This is a genomic window from Ectobacillus soli (assembly GCF_042610425.1).
Taxonomy (GTDB): Bacteria; Bacillota; Bacilli; order Bacillales; family Bacillaceae_G; genus Ectobacillus.
The window spans coordinates 1,182,778-1,207,674 of the sequence record NZ_JBGJZM010000001.1 but is presented as its reverse complement, the minus strand read 5'-3'; the positions used below and the strand labels follow the sequence as shown (position 1 = coordinate 1,207,674).

Sequence of the window (24,897 nt, the reverse complement as noted above, 5' to 3'; positions counted from 1 at the left end):
ACAAAATTATAATATACTTAATGATAATTTTACATTAACTTTTGTTAAGCAAATGTTAAGGAACAAAATCAATAATATAGGTATCGAAACAAATAAGATAAATAAGAAGAAAATTTTATAAATATATCTAAAAACTCCTTTATAAAATAGCTGGATTTGGTAGTAAACCAATCTCATCTATCCATGTAAGAATTTTTTACGATATAGTCATTGTTTAAAAAAGGAGGCTTAACCAATATGAAAACGAAGAAACGTCTACAGCTTGTGCAAGCATCTCGAGCGATTGTTCCCTTGTTGGTAATTTTATTTCACATGAGCTTTGTAGCTAATTATTATTTTCATTATGATTTGCTTGGTCTTACGAATCTTACTCGAACAGGTGGGGCTGATTATTTCTTCATTTTAACAGGATTTATGATGTATTATATTTATTCGAAGGATTTTGGAAAAAAAGAAAAGGTTAAAACCTTTCTTATTAAACGATTTTCGCGACTTATTCCTTATTACTGGCTTTTAACTACAGTTGTAATAGCTTTTTTCTATTTTGTTCCAATTGGGTATAGCTACTCTAACGATTTGCAAACCATGCTTAATTCCTATTTTCTTTTACCTCAATCCGGAATGCCAATTATTTATAGTGCATGGTCTTTACAAAATACATTAATGTTTTATATCATATTTTCACTATTTATCTATTCAACAAAATCAATCTTCAAAATTTTGATTGGAATTTGGATTTCTGCGATTTTGTTCTTCACTTTGACTGATATAACATTTACCAATTTCTTCGTTTCGATGATTTTTAATAAAATAAATCTCGACTTTGCTCTCGGAACTTGGTGTGCGTATTATGCCTTGCACCATACAATTAAGAACGGAACTTTATATCTTACACTTGGAATAACGGGATATATTTATACTTGGGTAAGTGGAGTTGAACATTTGTGGAGATTTGACGACACGTTAATGTATTCAATTGCTGGTACATTTCTTATGTTCGGTCTCGTTTCAATTGATTTGAAAAAGGAAATAAAACTACCGAGAGTACTTCAGTACCTTGGTAATGCATCTTTTTCTATCTATCTTGTTCATCCACCTTTTCTAGGCTTAGTAGCAGCAATACTTGTAAACTCAGGTATAAATAATATTATAGGTAGTGTCGGATCTATTACGGTTTGCATCGTAACAGTTGTATGTATGGGTTGTCTCTCTCATTCTTATATTGAGAAACCATTATCTGCAGGCTTACAAACTTTTCTATTCCAGCAAAAACAAAAGCGGGTTGTCCTTCGTCAATCTTCTGCACATCTATAAATAGAGAAAGATTCTGCTTACTCTTACACGAGGTATGAGAGAGCAGAATCTTTTTTTGATATATTACATACAAGTTACTTTCAAACCTTACAACTCTTCTTCCGACAAATAAAGGCCTTGATATGAAAATAACTTATTTCTTCCGATAGTTGTTCTTTTATCGGCTTTAGTCTTTCCATCCCTATTTTATTAATAACTTCTTCAATTTCTTTCCCATATTCGCTTGGAAGAAGTGCATTCCAATCTATTTCCATCCCTTGTTCAGCACACTGTAAAATATGATTTTCAATGGTAAGAACAGATAGTTCCCTCTCCTTCGCAATCTCCTGCACAGTGTTTCCTTCTGTAAACATATAATAGGTAATAAGATGAGAATCCTTGGTCCGCTCTTTCTTTCCTTGAACAGGGATAGTTGATTGATGCTCCTGCGCTTCAGGATGTTCGTTTAAGTACTCCTGAATAGGTTGTAAAAATCGATATCCATATCGCTGCTCTTTTTGCACGCCAATTCCTTTCACGCTAAGAAGCTGTTCTTTCGTTTGCGGTAGGATACTACACATATCTCGCAAGGTTTGATCAGAAAAAATAACAAACGGCGGTACCTTTTCTTCAGATGCAATCATCTTTCGTAATTGACGGAGTTGTTCAAATAGCTCATCATTCACAGATACTTGTGAAACCTTCATCTGTTGTTTTCTCATCACGGTTTGCTTACCAAGCAGCACTTCCTTCCCATTGTTTGTCACATACAAAACGGGAAATTGACTTCCTGTAATTCCTATATATTGTTCAGAAGTAAGAAAATCAACAAATTCCATAATATCTTTCGCTGTTTTTTGTTTGAGTATTCCGTACGTAGAGAGCTTATCAAATCCCATATCTCGTACTTTTTTGTTTGCAGAACCTGCTAAAACCTGGCTAATCATGGTTTTACCAAATCGTTCTCCCATCCGTATCATACAAGAGAGTACCATTTGCGTTTCTGTCGTTACATCAACGGAGCTACGTGTGTCTGTACAGTTGCTGCACCTACCACAAGGAGATACTTCTGTTTCACCAAAATATTGTAAAATATATGCTTGTAAGCATCCCTCTGTATAGCAATAATCTTTCATCAACTGTAGCTTATTTAAATCCTGCTCTTTTCGTTCTTCGTTATGGGATTGTTCAATTAAAAATCGTTGAATTTGTACATCCTGGGCCCCATATAACAGGATACATTCACTATCCAGGCTGTCACGCCCAGCCCGTCCTGCTTCTTGATAATAGCTTTCCATATTTTTTGGCATTTGATAATGAATAACATAACGGACATTTGATTTATCAATGCCCATGCCAAATGCATTTGTAGCTACCATAACGGTAATATCATCTTGTAAAAATGCTTCCTGCGATGCAATACGTGCAACGTCTGTCATACCTGCATGATATTTTCCCGCCTGTATCCCTTGTTTTTCTAAATATTCATGAACATGATTTACTTCTTTTCTCGTTGCAGCATATATAATTCCAGCTTCTGTTTTATTCTTCTTTACATAATCTGTTACGAATTGGAGACGATTTTGTCCTTTTACAATTTTGAAGGATAAATTTTCCCGTTCAAATCCTGTAATTACTGTATGCTCTGACGGTATGTTTAACAATTGACAAATGTCTTCTCTTACCTCAGGTGTAGCTGTTGCAGTTAGAGCAAGAACGGTCGGTTTGTTAGAAAATTGTTGTAGAAACGTTTGAATTTTTACGTAACTTGGACGAAAGTCATGTCCCCATTGTGAAATACAATGGGCTTCATCCACTGCAATTAGCGAGATAGAAAGCTTTTGAAGTTCTTCCATGAATTGAGGAGATTCCAATCGTTCTGGGGCTATGTATAAGATTTTATAATCACCATGCTGCATACGATGCATACGCTCTTTGGCTTTTTCAAATGTTAACGTACTATTTAAATAGGTTGCAGGTATACCCACTTGTTCTAAACTATCTACTTGATCTTTCATTAATGAAATAAGCGGTGATATTACGAGGGTTATACCAGGAAGTAAAAGAGCAGGAATCTGATAACAAATTGATTTTCCACCACCTGTTGGCATAATACCAGCTGTGTTTTCCCCTGCCAACACGTGTTCAATAATCTGTTCTTGACCTACGCGGAATGATTCATATCCGAAATATTGTCGTAAATAACTACTAGCTTTTGTAGACACGCACTTTTTCCCTCCATTCTACTTGTATTATAGCATAAAGAATGAAGTAGCTGTTTCTTCTATGAAAAAGGCACTTCACTATGATACACGAAGTTCCTTGGCGAAGATGAACAACCGTTCATGAAATATGCTTATTTTCTATCGTGTCGGTAGTGAAAAACAAAGAACGAGTGTATTCGTATTGACCAACTCCAAAATAATTGATAGAATCGATGTAATATTTAGAAATTGCCGCTATGATCGTTATGGGTAATACTATAACAGGAGCAGCTTCTGGAGAGACTGCACACTGCAGCGCCGAAGGATTCACAATCTCAGGCAAAAGGACAGAAGAGTAATCGATGAAACCTTTCGTTATTCTTTTTACTTGTCTGGGATTGGAGGAAACTCCAATCCTTTTTTATATCCTTTTTTATATCTTTTTTTATTCATAGTTGTACAACAATTCAACACGGATTTCTACCAACATAAAGAGGTGAACATAGTGACCAGAAGAGCAGTAGTTAGCGTAATTGGAAAAGATCAAGTTGGAATCATTAGTAAGGTAACTCATGTATTAGCAGACAATGATGTGAATATTTTAGATATTAGTCAGACAATCTTACAGGACTTTTTCACAATGATGATGATTGTAGATGTATCGACCATTGAAGATTTAGCAACGCTACAAAATCAATTTGATATGATTAGTGAAAAGATGGGATTGAAAATCAACATTCAACTTGAAGAAATTTTTCACGCTATGCACCGCGTGTAAGGTATATCTCAGATAGCATAAGGGTTGGACATCCTTATGTTGGAGACAGCAGAGGAGAGAAACATATGGCAATTGCACTTGATGAAATGTTAGAAACAATCCAAATGGTTCAAATGGAGAATTTAGATATACGGACTGTTACAATGGGAATTAGCTTACGAGATTGTGCAGATTCTGATTTTGACAAGATGAATACTCGTATTTATCAAAAAATTACAACTTATGCAAGCCAATTAAAAGAGGTTGCTGAAGAGGTTGAACGGGAGTATGGTATACCGATTATAAACAAGCGAATTTCCATTACCCCCATTGCTGAACTACTAGGAAATGCAACCTTGCAGCAAACAATTGAGCTAGCAAAAACACTTGACCGAGCAGCAACCGAACTAGGAGTTGACTTCATAGGCGGATTTTCCGCTCTCGTACATAAGGGAATTGCAAAAGGTGACCAAACGTTGCTTGATGCACTTCCAGAAGCATTAAGTGTCACGGAGCGAGTATGTTCCTCTATTTCAGTCGCTACTACCAGAACTGGAATAAATATGGATGCCGTACGTCAAGTAGGTGAGATCATAAAGGACGCTGCTGAGCGTACCAAAGATAGAAATGGAATTGCTTGCGCTAAGCTTGTTGTTTTTTGCAATCCTGTTGAAGATAATCCCTTTATGGCCGGAGCATTCCACGGTTCTGGTGAAGGAGAAGTCGTTTTGAATGTTGGTGTAAGTGGACCAGGCGTCGTTTTACACGCGTTAAAACGATACCCGGATGCTGATCTTGGTGAAGTAGCCGACATCATCAAAAAAACAGTTTTTAAAATTACGCGTGCTGGAGAATTTATTGGAAGAGTTGTAGCAAAAAGGCTTGATGTTCCATTTGGTATTATGGACTTATCTCTCGCACCGACAAATGCTTTAAATGATAGTGTAGCTGAAATATTAGAGGAAATTGGACTTGAACGTGTTGGTACTCACGGAACCATTGCAGCTCTTGCTCTTATGAATGATGCAGTTAAAAAAGGCGGTGCGATGGCAAGCTCTTACGTCGGCGGATTAAGTGGTGCTTTTATTCCAGTAAGTGAAGATAACGGGATGATTCGCGGAATTATTGATCAATCCTTAACGTTGTCTAAACTAGAAGCGATGACTTGTGTCTGTTCCGTAGGACTTGATATGATTGCGATAACAGGAGATGTCTCCCCTTCAACCTTATCTGCGATGATAGCAGATGAAGCAGCAATCGGAATGATAAACAAAAAGACAACAGCCGTTCGCGTTATCCCAGTTCCAGGTAAGAAAGAAGGCGACATGGTTGAGTTTGGTGGGCTACTTGGACGTGCTCCTGTGATGGGCGTAAACCCATTCAGCTCCGAGAAGCTTATTCGACGAGGAGGACGGATTCCAGCTCCGCTACAATCGTTAATTAACTAAGAAAAGCAAAGGCAGAAGCCTTTGCTTTTCTTAGTTATGATCAAGACTAGGAGATGTTTGATATTTCTTTTGAGAAGCAAGGATAAGGGGATATCCACTTAATAATAAACATACGATTAGCGAAATAACTCCTATCCATTTATAATTTGTCCAGAAAATTCCTCCAATCGAACCAACTAAACTAGATCCAACATAATATAGTAATAGATATAATGAAGAAGCTTGCGATTTGTTTGATTGAGCTCTGGCTCCCACCCATGAACTTGCAACTGAATGACTCCCAAAAAATCCGAATGTGAAGATCGTAATTCCTAATAATTTAATAATAAAGTTAGGAATTAGTGTAGAGATTGCTCCACAGATCATAATGAATAATGATACTTTTAAGGTGACTGGACGACCATATTGATCTGCTTTCTTCCCCATATACATAGAACTATATGCTCCTCCTAAATTCACAAGAAACAAAAACCCAATAAGTGTTTGGCTTAAATTATAAGGCGGCTCCATGAGCATAAATCCCACGTAGTTATATAATGTAACATAGCTACCCATTAATACAAATCCCATACACAATAATGGGATTAATAATTTATTATTCAAATGTACTTTATAAGCATCTAGTGCAGGCTTCCACTGAAACGATTGTTTCTTATGATTTACAGGAGTAGGAAGCAGTTTCCAAAATAAGAGACTCATTAGTATAGTTAATATTCCGAGTGCCGCCAATGCAACCCTCCATGAAAATAAATCAGTCAGGATCCCGGTTACTAATCTGCCTACCATTCCTCCAATACTTGTTCCACCTATATAAAGACCCATGATTTTTCCAATTCCACCTGGATGAAACTCTTCACTTGTATAAGCCATAGCAATAGCTGGAACACCTGTTACAGCCAGACCAAGAATTCCACGAAGTATAATGAGCATCATGTAATTTGGACTAAATGCGGTTAATAATCCAAGTAAGGATGTAATGATCATAGATAGAATCATAATTTGTTTTTGACCAATTGCATCTGCTAGTGGTGCTGCAAAGAGCATCCCAACTGCTAAAGTAACTGTAGATAATGATAAAGTTAAGCTTGCAGCAGTCGCAGAGATATGAAATTCCATCGAAAAAATTGGTAAAATTGGTTGTGTTGCATACAATGTTGCAAATGATACAAATCCAGCTAGAAATAGTGAAATACAGGCATTACGATATTCCCTACTTCCTTTTTCAAAAAAAGTCATGTTATTTCTCCTCTTTTTTGATACCTATCATTGTAATTTCAATCTTACTCTTTTCTTTTTAATGCGTCTAATTTATAATTTGCATTAATATGATGCTTATAAGTTATGAATAGAGAAGTAGGTGTGCTTATATGGAATGGCATCAACTTGAAAATTTTATTGCGGTAGCAGAACTAAAACATTTTACCCAGGCTGCCAAAAAACAATTGATATCACAGCCGGCTTTAAGCCGATCCATTATCAAATTAGAACAAGAACTAGGAATTCCTTTATTTATTCGTGATGGGAGAACAATAACATTAACTCGTTATGGAACTATGTTTTTAAAAAAAGCACAACAAGCTCAGGCACGCATTCGGGAAGGAATTGAAGAAATTCAGGAAGTTATTTCTCCAGATGGCGGTGAAATATCCGTCGCATTTTTACATACGTTAGGAGCGAATTTAATACCTCAACTCATCGTAGATTATAAAAAAATATATCCTAACGTTACGTTTCAACTATTTGAAGGCGCTAACAATTATTTATTGGAGAAAGTAGAGAAAGGATTGGTCGATCTTTGTTTAACCTCCCCTCCAGTACCAAGAGAGAATATTGAATGGACTACCTTGACAACTGAACCGTTGTATCTTGTCGTACCCTCTAATCACTATCTTGCTAAACAATCAAGTGTATCAATCGGTTCCTTAGAACATGAAGATTTTATATCCTTTAAAAAAGGATACGGACTTCGTTATATTTTTGATCAGATATGTACGCACTTACAATTGAATCCTACCATTACATTTGAAGGCGAAGAAGTTCCGACGATTGCAGGTTTTATAGCGGTAGGACTTGGAATTGCTGTATTGCCAAAAACAAAGGAATTAGATGAAACAAAAATGAAATTATTACCGATTAATGATTATCCATGTGAACGAACGATTGCAATCGCAACCTTATCCGATCATTACCTATCCCCTGCTACTCGAAAATTCAAATCGTTTGTCATTGATTATTTTCGTATGTAACAATTATAAAGAGACTCCATCTAGAAAGAGTCTCTTTATAACAATCCATATTCTATATGATTAATCTTCTATTTTTCTAACATCAACGATAACTGCAAGATTCTGTCTGTCCGTTCCACGATAAATTCCCTTCATTGGGACAATATCACTATAATCTCTTCCGTGCCCTAGTTTTACATAGCGTTCATTAATATTTCCATTGTTTGTAGGATCAAAACCTACCCATCCAATATAGGGAACAAATGCTTCTACCCATGCATGAGATGCTTGTGTAAAATCAGCAAGTCCTCCTTGTAAATCACTTACATAATGATACCCACTTACATACCTTGCTGGAATATGAAAATATTTACAAATTGCTATCATTAAATGGGCATAGTCTTGACATACCCCTCTTTTCATTGTCAGAAAATCTGTTACAGTAGTATACACATGAGTTACTTGTGGATCATATGTAAAATAAGAATAAATTATGGCAGAAATTTGTTCAAGTAATTCATGTATACTTGTCACTGACCTAGAATTACGTATCTCTTCTGCAAAATTGACTATAGCAGGTGTAAGAGATATATAATTGGTCGTAGTTAAATATTCCGCATAATCATTTTGAAATTCTTCACTTCGAAGTACCTTCAATTCTTCTCTAAATGGAATGATTTGTGATTCCGTTCTTTCGATTTCATGCGTTACAACAATTGAATGAGCTTTAATTTCGATTTCTTTATGAGGTTCGTAGATAGAAAAAGAATAAACATGATTATTAAAAAAATCATCGTATGAAAATGTGGACACCGCTGGTTCAATTACTATGGAATGATGATAACAGGATTGTCTGTGATTTGTTTTAGGTGTCAGGCGAATCTCATTGACACTCTTGATGACCGGTTCCTCGTATAAATATCGAGTCAAATGAGATATTTCTAGCTTCATACTCTTGTAACCTCCTCTTGAAAAAATGCTTTTGAAATAACGGATCCAATTTCATTACTGGATAAGAGCATTTCTTGCAGTACATCATGTAATTGTTCTGAAGAAAGGCTTGACCATTCTAAATAGGACAATTTTGCTTTGCGCTGTTCAACTAAGCTACAAGCTCGTTGTGATATTAAAGAAGTAGCTGAACTTTTCTGCAATACTTTTAAATGCGACTCTAGCATTGTTAAAGAAAAGGAAAAGGATCTCGGAAATAGAGGATTACTCATTAAAAATTCAATAACTTTTTGCATTGTCATTTCATCCGCACAAATTTTTCGAAATACTTCATAAGCATTTAATGATTTTAATGAAGCAACCATCCGGTGATAATTATTGTGATCTTCTAATAAACACCCGTCTTCCACAAAGTTATGGTAGATGACTTGGAGAAGACGTACTGTATTCTCTGCTCGTTCAAGAAAAATTCCGATTTGAATGAAACTCCATTCCTCTTGACGGAGCATGGTTGATTCTAGACTGCCATGAAAAAGAGAAATCCATTCTTTCAGTCGTTGATAGAATAGATAAGGCGATCTTGAAAAAACATCTTGTATAGTTTTATCCTTTAACCATAGATAAAACGAATTGATAATATCCCAAGATTCACTCGGAATTCTTTCCCGAACCATGTGACTATTTGTTCTCGCCTGCTTCAAACACGAAAATATAGAATTGATTTGGGTAGAATCAAACGTCATAAAATTCAACACGTCACGTTCCGTTGCTTGCTCGTGTGAAGAATAAAATGTATTGTAGTCTCCGGTATTAATAAGCAGTCTTTCCCAAGCGCAACCTGATTGGTCTCCTCCTCGTAGCTCATGACGCATATGGTAATTTACATCAATTAGTCGTGCATGATTCTGTATTCTTTCTGTATATCGGCCTATCCAAAACAAGATTTCAGCAGTTCGATTTAACATGGTTCCTCTCTCCCTTCAATATTTGTCAATGTAAGATCCAAGTATCTTTACTACCGCCTCCTTGGGACGAATTCACTACTAGAGAACCTTCCTTCAGTGCCGTTCGTGTTAATCCCCCAGGTATGACCCGAATATCATCTCCCATCGTCACAAAGGCACGTAAGTCGATATGCCTAGGAACAATACTATCTCCGATTAATGATGGTGCTGTAGATAATTGAATCGTAGGCTGCGCAATATATTGTTCTGGTGTTTCTCTAATTTTTCTAGCAAACTCTTTGATTTCTTGCTCGGTTGCTTTTGGACCAATTAGCATTCCATACCCACCCGAAAGTGACGTTTCTTTCACTACTAATTCGTTCAAGTGAGCCAGCACATATTCTCGTTCTTCTTCCCTAGATAATAGATAAGTAGGTACATTTTTCAAAATTGATTCTTCATTTAAGTAATAGCGAATCATATCAGGAACATATGCGTATATCGCTTTGTCATCTGCTACCCCTGTACCAGGAGCATTTGCTATTGTAATATTTCCAGCTCGGTACGCATTCATTAATCCCGCTACTCCGAGCATAGAGTCTGGTCGGAATGCAAGAGGATCTAAATAATCATCATCGAGTCTACGATAAATCACATCCACTTGCTTTAATCCATGGATACTTTTCATGTAAACTTTATGATCCCTTATTAATAAATCTTTCCCTTCCACTAAATCAATGCCCATTTCTTTAGCAAGAAATATATGTTCAAAATAAGCAGAATTATATCGACCTGGTGTTAGTAGAACAACCACTGGGTCGTCTTTATTGGTATGTGTCATATGACGCAGATTGGATAAAAGATCATTTAGCCCATGCTGCATATCACGTACTTGATTATCAAAGAAGAGCTCCGGAAAACAATGTGTCATAAGCTCTCGATTTTTATACAAATATGATAATCCAGAAGGAGTTCTTAGATTATCTTCTAAAACATAAAAATCTCCAGTTTGATCACGAATTATATCAATTCCGGACAGAAACGTATAAATATTCTTCGGAATAGTGACATTCATCATCTCTGGTCGAAAATATCGATTTGTCACAACCATCTTTCTAGGAACAATTCTGTCCTTTAAAATATTCTGTTCATGGTAAATATCATACAAAAACATATTTAACGCTGATACTCTTTGCTTCAATCCTCTTTCAATCATGCTCCATTCATCCGATGTGATAATACGGGGAATTAAATCAAATGGAATCGTTCTTTCAAGTGGTTCTGAATCTTGACCATGATATAAAGTAAAGGTAATTCCTTGCTTTACCATCTGAGTCTGCATCGATTGATGTCGTTCCTGCAAGCCTTCCACGCCAATATCTATCAGATAGTTATAAACATTCTGATAATTCATCCTAACCTCTTTCATCTCAGAAAACATCTCATCATAGCTTGGAAAGTTTGTGTACTCTGAAAATAGTTGTTTTTTCACAGATATCATATCCCATTCCCCTTATTAATTTATTAATTAATTCAATTTTACCAAATTGAAGCAAAAATGTCTTTATTTTAAGGAAGAAAATATATCATAAGATGTTATTTGTTAGATTTTTTTCTCTTTATGTTAGTGTATCTAACAATACTATGTATTAAAACGTAACTCCATACTACTTTAAGATATACTTTCCTAAGTTGGTATAAATTGCATAAGCGATAAATACTTGTTGAAATTATCCGAAATATAGAAAATTGAATTTGAATAAATTGAGGGTGTTTTATCCACAATAAGTATGAAAAAAAGGAGGGAATTAAAATGCAACCATTAACATTCAAAGAAATGGCATATATCGTGGATTCCATGTCAAACGAAGACTTACTAGTAAAGCAATGCATTGCTACAGCAACTCAATCAAAAAATACGCAAGTACAGAATATTTGCAGACAATTTGTTTCTAAGCATCAGGGACATTACCAAACATTGCTTGGGGTACTACAGCAACATAGTTCGCTTGCTCCTACTACGGGGCAAGAAAATACGTGGATAGGTATGCAAAAGACAAATCAACCAGATCAATCGTTTATTCAGTAAGGGAGGGAATATATTGACACAACAATCCATATTAAAAGATGAAGATTTACTATATACCATTTTGGCCGATTTAAAACGAACTTCAAATGAATATGCTACTGCTGTAACGGAGGCTAATTGCACAGAGGTACGTCAACAATTTCAAGGACTATTGCAGGATACTTTAAATCTTCAAGGACAGTTATATACGTTTATGTCTCAACAAGGCATGTATAGTGCTTCTTCTCCTGCAATTGCTTCGGAAATTACCAAGCAAATCCAAAGTAGTAGTCAAACGCAAACTGAAACAAACCAACTTATTCATCAGTATATTGGAGTTCAATAATTTTTATAGTAAATAAACGTATAAAACCATCAGTTGGAGGAATCTTCCTTCACTGATGGTGTGCTAAATTTATACATCCTTCCCCGTGATATCCATAAAATGCTTTAAAATTCGAGCCGTTAATCCCCAAATCACTTTATCCTTGTAAAAATAAAAATATTCACGAACCTCTCTTGTTTGCCAATTATAATTTTCACCATTGTTTATAAGATGGAATGGAAATCCTTGTTCAGGTTCTACATTGAAAGAAATAGTATAGGAATCAGGCGGTGTATCTTGAAAATAAGAAAGTGGCACAGTAAATACTTCCGCAACTTCAGAAAGATTATAATTAATCTGTTCGTAATCCTTCAACACCCCTACAAATGGGTACATAATGGAACCAAAAAAAGAAGGAATATAATCTAAGGGAATTACATTTTGAATACTCTCTCTTTGTACGCCTAATTCTTCTATTGTTTCACGAATTGCCGTATCACATTCATTTATATCAGTTTCCTCAATTTTTCCTCCAGGAAAACAGATCTCTCCAGGCTGTCTTCTTAAATCGTGTGCTCTGACCTCAAATAAAACATGAGCACAACCATTTATTTCGATAAGCGGTAGTAGTATTGCAAATTTAGATGCAGATTCACTTCCTAATATATTGGAATCCCTATTCTGTAGCTTCAGTATCATCTCATCAATTTCCATGGATGTTCACCCCCTTGTTAGCTTTTCTCGTAACGTAATTGTAATGGATTCTATATTTATTCACAATCATAATGTACAGTTTTGTTATTTAAACAATATTCTTTACTTATTTATAGAGTTGCTATAAAGTAAAAAAATAATAATTACCTAGGTAAGGATGAGAATATGGATTTAAACAGTCTTTTGATGCATGAATTAAATCAAAAAGCTCGGCTATTAACAAAAGAAATGAATGAGAGATTGTCAAAACATGGACTTTACCATTCGCAGTGGACGATTTTATTTTGCATACAAAAATATGGTGGTATGACACAAACCTCGTTGTGGAGGTATTTAAATGTAGAAGCGCCTACAGTTACTAGAACCCTTATTCGTCTAGAAAAAAATGGATGGATAATAAGGAAATTAGGGACGGATAAACGCGAAAAAGTTGTAGAATTAACCGATAAGGCAAAAGAAAAATTACCATTTGTCGAACAGACTGTGCGTACATTTGAACAAGATATGACAAAAACATTAAACCAAGAACAAAAGATATTTTTACGTGATATACTTGCTAAGCTTGGAGCAAGCGAAACCGAATAAATGATTGGAATGGAATAGAAGGTGTAGAAAGATTGACTTGGAAACGAACGTTATTGGTTTTATGGATATCAGATTTTATTGCAGCGATGGGTATGAGCATTATATTACCTTTTTTACCCTTATATATTGAACAATTAGGTGTTCATCAGACAGCTGCTATTGAGAAGTGGACAGGATGGATTTTTGCTGCTCAATTTGTATTTTCTTTTCTATTTCAGCCTCTCTGGGGATCAATGGCAGATAAATATGGCCGTAAAATTATGCTTTTACGTGCTGGATTTGGAATGGGGATTGTGACCGCTCTAATGGGATTAGTTACGAGTCCACTTCAATTGCTTATCCTTCGCATTATTAACGGGATTTTTTCGGGATTTATTTCAATGTCAGTGTCCTTACAGGCATCTGTTACACCTGATGCTAAATCAGGTCGGGCTCTCGGCACGCTCCAAACAGGTTCTATCGCTGGTTCTTTACTAGGGCCATTACTTGGAGGAGTACTTGCAGAAAACATGGGATACCATTCAGTTTTCTTTCTTACTGGAGGATTGCTATTTCTCGCAAGTTTTATCATCATTTTCTTTGTGCATGAAGAACACCATGAACAAAGCGAACAAAGTGCCGCATCTATGAATCATTTCTCCTTGATGAAGCCACTGTTTCCAGTATTTCTTGCATCCTTCGTAACAAATCTTGGCATGATGAGCATTGAACCACTTGCTACTGTTTATGTAAAAACGTTATATCATGGAGTACATCTTGAATTTCTCGCAGGGCTTGTCGTTTCGATAACGGGTATAGCAAATTTAGTTGGATCCCCTACTTTAGGGAAAATCGGAGATAAAATTGGGCAACGAAGAATATTGGCATTTTCATTATTCATGGCAGCTATGTCGTTTATTCCACAAGTCTTCGCCAGTGGAATCACAATGTTACTAATTGGCCGTTTTACTCTTGGGTTATTTGTAGGTGGCATGATTCCTTCTTTGAATGTGCTAGTAAAAAAACTTGCACCTCCAGAAGTACAAGCCACTGCTTTTGGACTGAATACTTCTTCCTTATTTTTAGGTAACTTTGTAGGACCACTTATAGGAAGCCAAATTGCTGCAGTTTGGGATATTCATATGGTTTTTTATGTGACGATGAGTATTCTTATTATAAATTCAATTATGATGTTCGTAAATCATTCTGTTGATTGTGCTCCTAAGAATGAACATCAGGTAGCTTAGTAAAAAGGATAAAAGACAGGCGTTATATTTCCTGCCTTTATCCTTTTTTATGTTGTTGAAATCCCGTCTTGAAAGCAATCATTAGTGAATGCATGTTGCATATTCTTTTTCCCATTTTTATAATTTTTTCTCCTATAGTTTGTAGGTTTTTAGAATTAGTATTTTTATTTACCCATACGGTAAGTGAAATTATAAAGCTGTTTCTATCAAACATATCTTAAATAACCGAGGCCACTGAAACATAGTACTGTTTCAGTGGCCTCAGCAAAAAACTGGGATGCTAAACCAATTTGATATTATGCACTTTTAACTTGCTGCTGTCTTTTTGTAACTCTTCTAAATATATAACTCATAGATGGTGTAACGATAAGTAGAATAAAAAAGATCCGAAACAGATGAAAGCTTATCACAGTAGCTAAATCGGCATGCATAGCTATCGCTGTCGTTCCCATTTCAGCAATACCACCTGGTGCAAAGCTTAAAAAGGTAGATAACATACTACTATGTACAATTCCCATAAAAAGAATGGAAGCGAAAAAGGCGAAAGATATTAGTAACATCGTTCCTATAATAAAGTAGATAAGATTTTCCTTCGCTCGTTTTACACTATCAATTTGTAAGGTAGCACCTAAATGTGTTCCTACAAAAAGCTGGGCAAGTAATGTTAAAAAGTTAGGTATAGCTGGATGAGAAAATCCAACTAGTACAAATATAGATGTAACAATCATTGGTGATAATAAGTATGGCGTAGGAAGATGAATACGTCGTCCAATCCAGGTTCCGATTCCAATGCATATAATATACAACATCATATGAATTAGGGAGTAGCTACTAGGATTAGTAACAAGATGTAGATTTGTGAGCTGCGTAGCTGGAAACATAGATGCTATTAATGGGACAATTCCAACGATCCCCATGATGCGTATGGTCTGCATTAACATAACGTGTGCCACATCAACACCCGGTATTTCTTCTGCTAACGTTGCCATTTGTGAAAGTCCGCCTGGAATGCTGCCAATAATAGCTGTTCGAAATGAAACATTCGTAACGAGCGATATAACCCAACCAATCAAAGAACTGACCAACAGTAATAAAAGTGTGTAAGAAAAAATGAGTGGCAATTGATGAGTAATATGCTGCAATGCATCATTTGTAAATGATGTACCTAGCGTATAGCCAAGGACGATGAGACCGCTACTTCTATAGTAGCTTGGCCACACAACTTTCATCTTCCATATCCATCTTGCGATAACAATAAAGATGATTGGTCCTAGCATCCAGGCCAGCGGAATGTGAAGCCAAGCAAAAACAGTTCCACCGATTGCAGCAATTATAAATGTAAACAGTGTACTTTTCCAATCCTGATTCTTTTTTCTAGCTGTACGTTGCAAATTATAGCATCCCTCTCTTAAATCATTTTTATTATTGTATCAAATTTGACTTAAGAAGAATGTATAATTCGATTAAGAATCTATAAAGATTCATTTAGTTTTATTTACAAATAAAAAATAACATTCCAAGCTTTATTCAGTCTTTTTCAATTCCTGTAACGTTTCAAAAAAGCCGGGAAATGAAACTTGAATGGCATCATCGGATTCAATGACCATTTCTCCTTCTGCAATGCAACTCGCGATTGCAAGCATCATTCCAATTCGGTGATCACCGTGGCTATTTACGTGTGCACCTTTTAATGCTGTTTTTCCGTAAATAATCATACCGTCCTCAGTCGGTTCAATTTTTGCACCTAACTTCGTTAGTTCTTCTACAACCGTTTGAATACGATTCGTTTCTTTTACCTTCAATTCACTTGCATCTTTTATAATCGTAGTTCCCTCAGCTTGCGTAGCAGCCAATGCAATAATAGGAATTTCATCAATAAGTCTAGGAATTTCGTCTCCCTTTACTACCGTCCCGCGTAAGGATGAGGTCTGTACTTGCAAATCAGCTCTTGGTTCAAAGGAACTTGTATTACTGTTTTTTATTTCAATATTTGCACCCATTCGTTCTAACACATCTAAAATACCAGAACGAGTTTGGTTTACACCAACATCATGTAATAGAATTTTACTATTCGGTGTGATAGCACCCGCAACTAAAAAGAATGCAGCTGAAGAAATATCACCTGGTACTTCGATCGTAGTTCCGGTTAGCTGCTGTCCCCCTTCAATCATAACCGTCATTCCTTCTCTTTTTACATGGACGCCAAACGCTTCAAGCATTCGTTCTGTATGATCTCGTGATAGATGGGGCTCCGTAACAGCAGTTACTCCAACTGCACGCAAACCAGCAAGTAAGATAGACGATTTCACTTGAGCGCTTGCTACAGGTGATTGATAAGAAATTGCCTTTAAATCGCCACCACGTATTGAAAGCGGAGTATAGGTTCCCTCTTGTCTCCCGTCAATCTTTGCTCCTAGTTGACGCAAAGGATTGGTAACACGCTTCATTGGTCTTTTTGCTATCGATTCATCACCTTGCAGACAAGAATGAAACGAAGTTCCTGCTAATATTCCGAGCATAAGACGAATCGTTGTCCCTGAATTACCAACATCCAATACTTCATTTGCTTCCTTCAAACCATCTATACCATTTCCTATTATTTCTACACAATCATGATCTTGTGTAATGGAAACACCAAGCTTTCGAAAGCATGCAATTGTACTTAGACAATCAGCACCTGGCAAGAAACCTGTAATTTTCGTCGTTCCAGTTGCAATACTGCCAAACATAACCGCACGATGTGAAATAGATTTATCTCCAGGCACTTTCAATTCGCCATTTAATCCCTGTAAACTACTATGTAATACTCGCATACGCTCACTCTCCTTATAATACCTCGTATGTTTGGTAATGTTGGTGTTCTAACTGGATTTTAGCATGACTGCGGTCTCTCTCGGATTGAAAACTAATTCGTAATACGCCAAGTAACCCTTCTCTTGCCTCTAATATTTGCAAATTACTTACGCTAATCTCGTGTTTTGCAAGTACGGATGTAATATCGGCAAGGGCTCCAACTTTGTCAATAACGTCAACATATAAATCAAAATAAGATGGAATAGCTCCACTCGTATTTACAGGCAAAGAATCACGAAATTGCTTTGCACGTGCAAAAAAATCATAAATCCATTTTTCATTATCGCTCTCAATCATTTCTTCGACTTGTTTCATTTCTGCAATCCATTCCTGCAGAAGGGTGACAAGCTGTGAACGATTTTGTTTTACAATGTCAGTCCACATCTTAGGACTACTCGATGCAATACGCGTAATATCTCGAAATCCACCGGATGCCAGTGCTGTCACATAATCATTTTCATCCGCATGCTTCTGTATAAGCTTTACTAAGCCAGAAGCAATAACATGCGGAAAATGACTAACAATTCCTGTAACATGATCATGTTCCGTTTGTTCAAGAATTAGAAAGTGTGCACGTGTTCCCTTTAATAATTCTTTTAATTGATCTACTTTTTCTTTCGGTGTGGTAGGAAAAGGAGTGAAAATATAAAAAGCATTTTCAAACAAATGTGCTTTAGCACTTTCCACTCCCGTTTTATGAGAACCAGCCATTGGATGTCCACCGATAAAAGTAATGCCCCGCTCTGCAAGTTGGTTAGCTGCATGCATAATCTTTACCTTAGTGCTTCCAACATCTGTAATAATAACATGTTCACGTAATTGACAAGTGGCGAGCTGCTCGAGCAATGATACAGTAACTTCTACAGGTGAAGCCAAAATAATAACGTCAGATTTCTCTGCTTCGTCCAACACATTTCTACCAACTTCATCTATTACACCAATTTCCTTAGCGCGTTGTACTTGCTCTTCATTAATATCATATCCTACTATATAAACGTCATTTTCTTTTTTTATAGCAAGGGCAATGGATCCACCTATTAGACCCGTTCCTACAAGAAGCACCTGTTTTCGCATCGCAATCATTCCTTACGTTTATTTCCGCGCTACTTCATACATAAATCTTATCATTTGTGCTCGTGTTGAAAAAAAAACTACAATCCTGACATTAAAATGTCTGACTATATTCACGGTGCTTAGCAATGTTTTGTGCAATCAAATCCATACGATCTACTCCAAATTGATCAACAATTGCATTAGCAAGCTCCCATGCAACTACAGATTCAGCTACAACACTTGCTGCTGGTACAGCACAGCTATCTGACCGTTCCACACTCGCTTGAAATGGCTCTTTTGTCTCAATGTCAATCGTTTGAAGAGGTTTATATAAAGTAGGTATTGGCTTCATTACCCCGCGAATTACAATTGGCATCCCCGTTGTCATGCCGCCTTCTATACCACCCGCACGATTTGTTTTCCGTTCATATCCATTATTCCATACAATTTCGTCATGCACTTCACTACCTGGCTTCTTTGCTGCTTCAAATCCGATTCCGATTTCTACTCCCTTAAACGCATTTATACTCATCATCGCGAAAGCCAGCTTTGCATCGAGCTTTCGGTCATAATGTACATAGCTACCTACTCCCGTTGGCATCCCTTCCGCTATGACTTCTACAATACCTCCTATAGAATCCCCATTCGTTTTTGCATCATCGATTGCTTTCATCATCTTTTCACCGGCTTTTTCATCTAAACAACGAACAGGTGAAGCCTCTGTGATGCGCTGCAGTTCTTCGATGGATTCATAATGATGTGGTTCATCTACCACACCACCGATTTCTAAAACATGTCCACCAATTTTTATACCTAACTCTGCTAATATTTTTTTCGCAACCGCACCTGCTGCAACGCGAACCGTTGTTTCACGAGCAGAAGAACGTTCCAAGACATTTCGAATATCACGATGACCATATTTAATCGCACCATTTAAATCAGCATGACCAGGACGGGGCTTTGTGATCACTCGCTTCATTTCTTCTAAATCTTGATCAGAAACCGGCTCTGCTCCCATAATTTTGGTCCAGTGTGTATAATCTTTATTTTCAACGACTAATGCAATTGGGGACCCTAGTGTATAGCCATGTCTAACACCGCTTACAATTTTGACTTGATCCTTTTCAATTACCATTCTTCTTCCTCTACCGTGGCCTTTTTGTCTTCTTTGTAGCTCTATATTAATATCCTCAGCAGTCAACGACAAACCAGCTGGTACTCCTTCAATAATAACGGTTAGTTGTGGCCCGTGTGACTCACCCGCAGTTATATATCTCATGTTAAAACCTCCTGAAAGTGGCGATCTGATTTCTCTGTAATAATAGATTCCTCCTTCTAGATTCTAGAAGGAGGATTATTTTCAAAAATAGTAATCGATGTTTATTATGATTGTACAGATTGTTGCGGATTTAATCTTGCTTGAAATTCCTTTAATTCTTTCATGAAATCATTGAATTGTGGAATATTCATTTGTTGTGCTGAATCTGATAGCGCTACAGCTGGATCAGGATGAACCTCTGCCATTACTGCATCTGCACCAATTGCTAGTGCCGCTTTTGCAGTCGGAATTAGAAGATCACGTCTTCCAGTAGAATGCACAACATCAACTAATACTGGTAAATGTGTTTCTTTCTTAAGAATTGGAACAGCAGAAATATCAAGCGTATTTCTCGTTGCTTTTTCGTAAGTTCGAATACCACGTTCACATAAGATAATTTGATCATTCCCTTGGGACATGATGTATTCAGCAGCGTACATGAATTCTTCAATCGTAGCGGACAATCCACGTTTTAGAAGAATTGGCTTTTTAACTTTTCCTGCTGCCTTTAACAAATCGAAGTTTTGCATATTTCTAGCTCCAATTTGAATAACATCAACATAATCAAGAGCCATTTCAATATCATTCGGATTTAGAATTTCACTGATAATCCCTAAGTCGAATTCATCCCCTACTTTACGTAAAATTTCTAAACCTTCTACGCCTAGCCCTTGGAAATCGTATGGAGAAGTACGAGGTTTGAACGCTCCACCTCTCATTAGTTTTAAACCTTGTTGCTTCATTGCTTGTGCAACTTCGCGAACTTGTTCGTAGCTTTCTACCGCACATGGTCCCATAATAAATGTTTGCGTTCCGTCGCCAATTTTTACACCTTTCACTTCAACGACTGTATCTTCTGGTTTTTTCTTACGCGATACAAGTAGTGCTTTACGATGGTCATCTTCTTGAAGTTCAAGACTTGCTTTGAAAATTGTTTTGAAAATATGTTGTAATGTAGACGTTTCAAATGGTCCTTCATTGTTTTCCGCAATAATGTCTAGTACTTGACGTTCTCTGACTGGATCAAAACGTTTTACACCATGTACTTTCTTTTGTTCCCCAATTTTTTGTACTACCATTGCACGTTCATTTAATAATTGCAAAAGCTGTAGGTTAATTTCATCTACCTTGTTACGTAAATTATCTAATTCATGAGTTGTCATTGTATTACCTCCTGATTTTTATATGTTTTATTTTTATCAATTGAAAACTTACAATACAAACACATCAGTTATCTTAAAATGATTATTGCCTTTATTACCAAAGTGTACTATTATTTAATTTTGGAAAGTTAATTTTTCGATGTGTTGGAATGATTGAATATAAGAATGTGCGAGATTCTTATTTCCATTAAAACAATTTTTACTGGTTCTCCTTTCTAAAACAAAAGTACTTTCCACAATTTATAAAAAACGTCCCTGTCATGTTTGACAGGGACGATTATTATCGCGGTACCACCCTATTTGCAGACAATGTCTGCCTCTTTGACTTGTTAACGATCTCATACGACCGTCCTTCCCTAGATAGCCATGCTATTTCGAAAAGAATGCTCCAGGACTGTAATTCACGATTATCTATATACTGATTTGCACCAACCATCAGCTCTCTGTAACAGTGAGATAACCACTACTTTTGTTCCTTTCAACACATATATAAAATTAATGGTCCATAATAAATAAAAAAGCCCCTACTGATTTCTCAGTAGGGACGATTATTATCGCGGTACCACCCTAATTGCAGACGTATCTGCCACTCTTACTTGATAACGATCCACTAGGACCGTCTTTCTCTTCATAAAGAAATCTTCTCTTTATTACGAAAAAGATGCTCAAGGATTGTATTTCGTTTCTATTCCAGTACTGATTTGCACCAACCATCAGCTCTCTGTAACTTGGAAATAAAGACTACTTCGTTCCCTTCGTCGCAATTGTTTAAATTTTTTGAATTACTATGATTTGTATTATAGATTGTTATTCAGTAAACTGTCAACACATTTTTTATAAAATTAAGTCATACTCGTACTATGCAATTTCTTGTACCGGTAAAATCACAGTGAATGTGGTTCCAATATTCATTTCACTATCCACAACAATTTTACCATTATGTCCTTCAATAATTTTAAAGCTTACCATCAGACCAAGACCATTCCCATTTTTCTTCGTTGTAAAAAAGGGTTCTCCAATTTTTTTCAGTTTATCTTTAGGAATTCCAAGTCCAGTATCTTGGATTGATATATGGACATGACCAGAATGGGCATGAAGATTGACTCGAATCTCCCCGCCACCCGGCATTGCTTCCATTCCATTTTTCAAAAAGTTAAGAAATACCTGTTTTAAACGACTTTCATCGCAATCTACCAGAATATTTTCAAAGTTAAAGTCTAGCATAAATCGAATACCTTTTTTTCTAGCATCAAACTGCATGAGCGCTAAGACGTGTTGAACGATTGCAACAACATTATGGCGCTTTAGTTGTACAACTTTAGGTTTAGCTAATACGAGAAAATCTTCGACAATCTCGTTTACTCGGTCCACCTCGTCTAAAATTATAGAAAGATACTCATTACGTTCGTCATCATGTTCATCTAGCTGCAAAAATTCAGTATATCCCTTCACAGAAGTTAAGGGATTTCGAATTTCATGAGCAATACCAGCAGCCATTTGTCCTATTGCAGCCAGCTTATCTTGACGACGTAGCATTTCTTCTGTTCTTTTACGTTCTGTTATATCATTGCGGATAGCAAGGTATTGATAAGGCTTATTATTCTCATTTAAAAAGGGAATAATTGTTGTATCTACCCAATACAATGTACCGTCCTTGGCACGATTGCGAATTTCCCCATGCCATACCTTTCCATTCCCTATCGTTCGCCACATATCTTTAAAGAATTCCTTTGGATGTTCTCCGGAATTTAAAATACTATGGTTTTGACCAAGTAGTTCTGGCCGACTATATTTTGATATTTCAACGAATTTATCATTCACAAAAGTAATGGTTCCTTTTGGATCCGTAATCGCAACAATCGAAGAAGCATCTAGCGCATATTGAAAATCTCTTAAATACGTATCACTTACAGTTAAACGTTTACTAATAATTGTTGTAGAAACAACAAGACTACCTAATATTAGGATAGAAGCAAATAACATCATGTACATTAATATATTTCCTGAAAGTGTGCTTGTTTCTTGCATAGCAGGAAATATTGTAGCTCGCATTAATAAAAAATGGCTCTCAATAATAGATGCTGTCACTAAGCAGGCCCCGAGTGGCTTCAACCACAAGTGACTATCCTGTCTCTTGTTCGCACGAAAAAGCATCCATAATGATGCAAAGAATGCAAAGAATATCATAAGACCTGAAAGAATACATACAAACACATCAATCTGAAAATCTACGTTCATGCCATACATACTACCAGCAAAGATCAATAAAGCTGTAACTGTCATGATGAAGCTTGCTATGAGCACGTCAACATTTCGAATATCCCTTTTACATAACCAACAATAGGCAACTCCAGTTAAAAGTACCCCTACTACGGCTGCGGCAGCTACAATGAATATATGATAGGAACTTATAGCATTCATATCACGTGCAAGAACTCCAAAAAAGTTTGTAACCCAGATTCCAATACCCATTGAAAAGATACTTCCTAAAAATAGAAATCGCTTATTTCTGTCCGTACTTTTCATGAGTACAAGTAAATCAAAAGAAGTAAAAGAAGCAATAACTGTTAAAATAATTGCAATAAACATAAGCATCGGATTTATTATTTCATTCATAGAACGTACTTCCTTTTCAAATAGTTTCCACTATGATTGTATAGGAAAACACATCATGAGGAAAGTGTAGCTTATCATAATTATGAAAATATCTCAATATTTTCTTGCTCTTCATTTTACTAGCAACGAAAAGATAGCATATTAATTATTTTTTTTATTTAAAAAGAAGAGGGCAAGTGTACCTGGTCCTGAATGTGCACCAACTGCTGCTCCTATTGTACTAATTACAAAATCATTACAACCAAACTTTTCATGAATCATATTTTTTAATAATGTCGCACTTTCTATATCATCACCATGACTAATTCCAATCGTTTGGTTTATCAGATTTTCTCCTCTTTGTTCCATAATTTCAACCATGCGATGAAATACTTTTTTTCTTCCTCTTAATTTTTCAAGCGGTATAAGCTTTCCGCTTTCTACGTGAAGAAGAGGTTTAATATTGAGTAATCCTCCAATAAACCCAGCAACTCTGCTCACTCTTCCACCGCGAACAAGATACTGCAAATCATCTACTGTAAAAATGTGTTCCATACTAAAAGCAAGTTTATTTACAATCGGTATAATATCTTCTGCAGAGTTTCCTTCTTTGGAAAGCTGTGCAGCCCGAATTGCTACAATTCCTTGGCCCATGGATGCACACTTTGTATCAACAATATGCAAATCAAAATCTGGATAGTTCTCTTTTACATCCGTTTTAACCAATTGTGCAGATTGATAAGTTCCTGACAACTCTGAGGAGAAGGCAATATAGATGCAAGAAATCCCATTCTTTGCGTAATCTGAAAATACTTGATGTATAGTTTCATAGGATGGTAAAGAAGTTTTATAAACCTTCCCTTCTCGCATATTACGAAATAACTCGTAAGAATCTAGAGTAACACCATCGATATATTCATTTTCATCTTGATCATACACACGAAGTGGTAGCACTTCGATGTTATACTGTGTGGCCAGTTCCTTCGGTAGGTCCGAAGCACTATCGGTTATAATTTTTACTGTCATTCTATTCCCCACCTTTTCTATTATCATTATGCCAGTAACAATAAAATATGTAAAACAAGTCCTTTTCATTATAAAGTGAAACATATCACTGTGGAAATTTTCTTTTATCCCCTATATTAAAAAAAAGATGACTATAAAAATGAATACCA

The 24,897-nt window shown here is 36.2% G+C and carries 21 protein-coding genes, 1 riboswitch and 2 other annotated features; of the genes, 8 read left to right on the top strand and 13 right to left on the bottom strand.

What is annotated here, in order from left to right:
* The first annotated feature begins 237 nt into the window (after positions 1 to 237).
* Positions 238 to 1,314, top strand: coding sequence for an acyltransferase family protein (locus ACAN53_RS06300; protein WP_379968147.1), 1,077 nt, complete (start codon positions 238 to 240; stop codon positions 1,312 to 1,314).
* An 80-nt stretch (positions 1,315 to 1,394) separates the two neighbouring features.
* Here the strand turns inward: ACAN53_RS06300 and recQ are convergent, their stop codons facing one another.
* Positions 1,395 to 3,518 (bottom strand): DNA helicase RecQ, encoded by a 2,124-nt coding sequence (gene recQ / locus ACAN53_RS06295; protein WP_379968145.1) that lies wholly within the window; start codon positions 3,516 to 3,518, stop codon positions 1,395 to 1,397.
* Between the two features lie 263 nt (positions 3,519 to 3,781).
* A riboswitch (glycine riboswitch) is annotated at positions 3,782 to 3,858 on the top strand.
* A gap of 141 nt (positions 3,859 to 3,999) precedes the next feature.
* Between recQ and ACAN53_RS06290 the strand changes: the two genes are divergently transcribed.
* Both ACAN53_RS06290 and ACAN53_RS06285 read left to right on the top strand, forming a co-directional pair.
* A complete protein-coding gene (locus ACAN53_RS06290) occupies positions 4,000 to 4,275 on the top strand; it encodes an ACT domain-containing protein (RefSeq protein WP_379970269.1) in 276 nt (91 codons plus the stop codon).
* A gap of 65 nt (positions 4,276 to 4,340) precedes the next feature.
* Complete coding sequence (locus ACAN53_RS06285; protein WP_379968143.1) at positions 4,341 to 5,702, top strand: PFL family protein; 1,362 nt, start codon at positions 4,341 to 4,343, stop codon at positions 5,700 to 5,702.
* A 30-nt stretch (positions 5,703 to 5,732) separates the two neighbouring features.
* Here the strand turns inward: ACAN53_RS06285 and ACAN53_RS06280 are convergent, their stop codons facing one another.
* Positions 5,733 to 6,938 carry an MFS transporter gene (locus ACAN53_RS06280; RefSeq protein ID WP_379968141.1) on the bottom strand — a complete coding sequence of 402 codons (1,206 nt, stop codon included), beginning with the start codon at positions 6,936 to 6,938 and terminating at the stop codon, positions 5,733 to 5,735.
* Between the two features lie 131 nt (positions 6,939 to 7,069).
* Between ACAN53_RS06280 and ACAN53_RS06275 the strand changes: the two genes are divergently transcribed.
* On the top strand, positions 7,070 to 7,948 hold the full coding sequence (locus ACAN53_RS06275; RefSeq protein WP_379968139.1) for a LysR family transcriptional regulator: 879 nt from the start codon (positions 7,070 to 7,072) through the stop codon (positions 7,946 to 7,948).
* Positions 7,949 to 8,008: 60 nt separating this feature from the next.
* Here the strand turns inward: ACAN53_RS06275 and ACAN53_RS06270 are convergent, their stop codons facing one another.
* Genes ACAN53_RS06270 through ACAN53_RS06260 form a run of 3 tightly spaced genes read right to left on the bottom strand, consistent with a single transcriptional unit; the run spans position 8,009 to position 11,323 of the window.
* On the bottom strand, positions 8,009 to 8,878 hold the full coding sequence (locus tag ACAN53_RS06270; protein ID WP_379968137.1) for a transglutaminase family protein: 870 nt from the start codon (positions 8,876 to 8,878) through the stop codon (positions 8,009 to 8,011).
* A complete protein-coding gene (locus tag ACAN53_RS06265) occupies positions 8,875 to 9,843 on the bottom strand; it encodes an alpha-E domain-containing protein (protein WP_379968135.1) in 969 nt (322 codons plus the stop codon). Before ACAN53_RS06265 ends, ACAN53_RS06270 begins: the two co-directional genes overlap by 4 nt.
* A 25-nt stretch (positions 9,844 to 9,868) precedes the next feature.
* Positions 9,869 to 11,323, bottom strand: a complete 1,455-nt coding sequence (locus ACAN53_RS06260; RefSeq protein ID WP_379968133.1) for a circularly permuted type 2 ATP-grasp protein — start codon at positions 11,321 to 11,323, stop codon at positions 9,869 to 9,871.
* A gap of 312 nt (positions 11,324 to 11,635) precedes the next feature.
* Here ACAN53_RS06260 and ACAN53_RS06255 point away from each other — a divergent pair, with 312 nt between their 5' ends.
* Both ACAN53_RS06255 and ACAN53_RS06250 read left to right on the top strand, forming a co-directional pair.
* Positions 11,636 to 11,911: a hypothetical protein gene (locus ACAN53_RS06255; protein ID WP_379968131.1), complete on the top strand. Its 276-nt coding sequence runs from the start codon at positions 11,636 to 11,638 to the stop codon at positions 11,909 to 11,911.
* Between the two features lie 13 nt (positions 11,912 to 11,924).
* Positions 11,925 to 12,236 carry a spore coat protein gene (locus tag ACAN53_RS06250; RefSeq protein WP_379968129.1) on the top strand — a complete coding sequence of 104 codons (312 nt, stop codon included), beginning with the start codon at positions 11,925 to 11,927 and terminating at the stop codon, positions 12,234 to 12,236.
* 69 nt (positions 12,237 to 12,305) lie between these two features.
* Here ACAN53_RS06250 and ACAN53_RS06245 read toward each other — a convergent pair whose 3' ends face one another.
* Entirely contained in the window at positions 12,306 to 12,929 is a 624-nt protein-coding gene (locus ACAN53_RS06245) for an NUDIX hydrolase (RefSeq protein ID WP_379968127.1), read from the bottom strand.
* A 165-nt stretch (positions 12,930 to 13,094) separates the two neighbouring features.
* On the opposite strand from ACAN53_RS06245, the gene ACAN53_RS06240 reads away from it, so the two are divergent.
* Both ACAN53_RS06240 and ACAN53_RS06235 read left to right on the top strand, forming a co-directional pair.
* A complete protein-coding gene (locus tag ACAN53_RS06240; protein ID WP_379968125.1) occupies positions 13,095 to 13,514 on the top strand; it encodes a MarR family winged helix-turn-helix transcriptional regulator in 420 nt (139 codons plus the stop codon).
* A 32-nt stretch (positions 13,515 to 13,546) separates the two neighbouring features.
* Entirely contained in the window at positions 13,547 to 14,740 is a 1,194-nt protein-coding gene (locus ACAN53_RS06235; RefSeq protein WP_379968123.1) for an MFS transporter, read from the top strand.
* 296 nt (positions 14,741 to 15,036) lie between these two features.
* On the opposite strand, the gene ACAN53_RS06230 is transcribed toward ACAN53_RS06235, so the two are convergent.
* From ACAN53_RS06230 to ACAN53_RS06200, 7 genes are all read right to left on the bottom strand, one after another.
* Positions 15,037 to 16,131: an AbrB family transcriptional regulator gene (locus ACAN53_RS06230; RefSeq protein ID WP_379968121.1), complete on the bottom strand. Its 1,095-nt coding sequence runs from the start codon at positions 16,129 to 16,131 to the stop codon at positions 15,037 to 15,039.
* 132 nt (positions 16,132 to 16,263) lie between these two features.
* Positions 16,264 to 17,553, bottom strand: coding sequence for a 3-phosphoshikimate 1-carboxyvinyltransferase (gene aroA / locus ACAN53_RS06225; RefSeq protein WP_379968119.1), 1,290 nt, complete (start codon positions 17,551 to 17,553; stop codon positions 16,264 to 16,266).
* 13 nt (positions 17,554 to 17,566) lie between these two features.
* On the bottom strand, positions 17,567 to 18,667 hold the full coding sequence (locus ACAN53_RS06220) for a prephenate dehydrogenase (RefSeq protein ID WP_379968117.1): 1,101 nt from the start codon (positions 18,665 to 18,667) through the stop codon (positions 17,567 to 17,569).
* Positions 18,668 to 18,758: 91 nt separating this feature from the next.
* Positions 18,759 to 19,925 carry a chorismate synthase gene (gene aroC, locus ACAN53_RS06215; protein ID WP_379968115.1) on the bottom strand — a complete coding sequence of 389 codons (1,167 nt, stop codon included), beginning with the start codon at positions 19,923 to 19,925 and terminating at the stop codon, positions 18,759 to 18,761.
* Positions 19,926 to 20,029: 104 nt separating this feature from the next.
* Complete coding sequence (locus ACAN53_RS06210; protein ID WP_379968113.1) at positions 20,030 to 21,127, bottom strand: bifunctional 3-deoxy-7-phosphoheptulonate synthase/chorismate mutase; 1,098 nt, start codon at positions 21,125 to 21,127, stop codon at positions 20,030 to 20,032.
* 266 nt (positions 21,128 to 21,393) lie between these two features.
* Positions 21,394 to 21,618 (bottom strand) — a binding site (T-box leader).
* A gap of 46 nt (positions 21,619 to 21,664) precedes the next feature.
* Positions 21,665 to 21,895: a binding site (T-box leader), on the bottom strand.
* A gap of 90 nt (positions 21,896 to 21,985) precedes the next feature.
* Positions 21,986 to 23,743 carry an ATP-binding protein gene (locus tag ACAN53_RS06205; RefSeq protein ID WP_379968111.1) on the bottom strand — a complete coding sequence of 586 codons (1,758 nt, stop codon included), beginning with the start codon at positions 23,741 to 23,743 and terminating at the stop codon, positions 21,986 to 21,988.
* A 141-nt stretch (positions 23,744 to 23,884) separates the two neighbouring features.
* Entirely contained in the window at positions 23,885 to 24,748 is an 864-nt protein-coding gene (locus tag ACAN53_RS06200; RefSeq protein WP_379968109.1) for a DegV family protein, read from the bottom strand.
* Positions 24,749 to 24,897 lie beyond the last annotated feature (149 nt).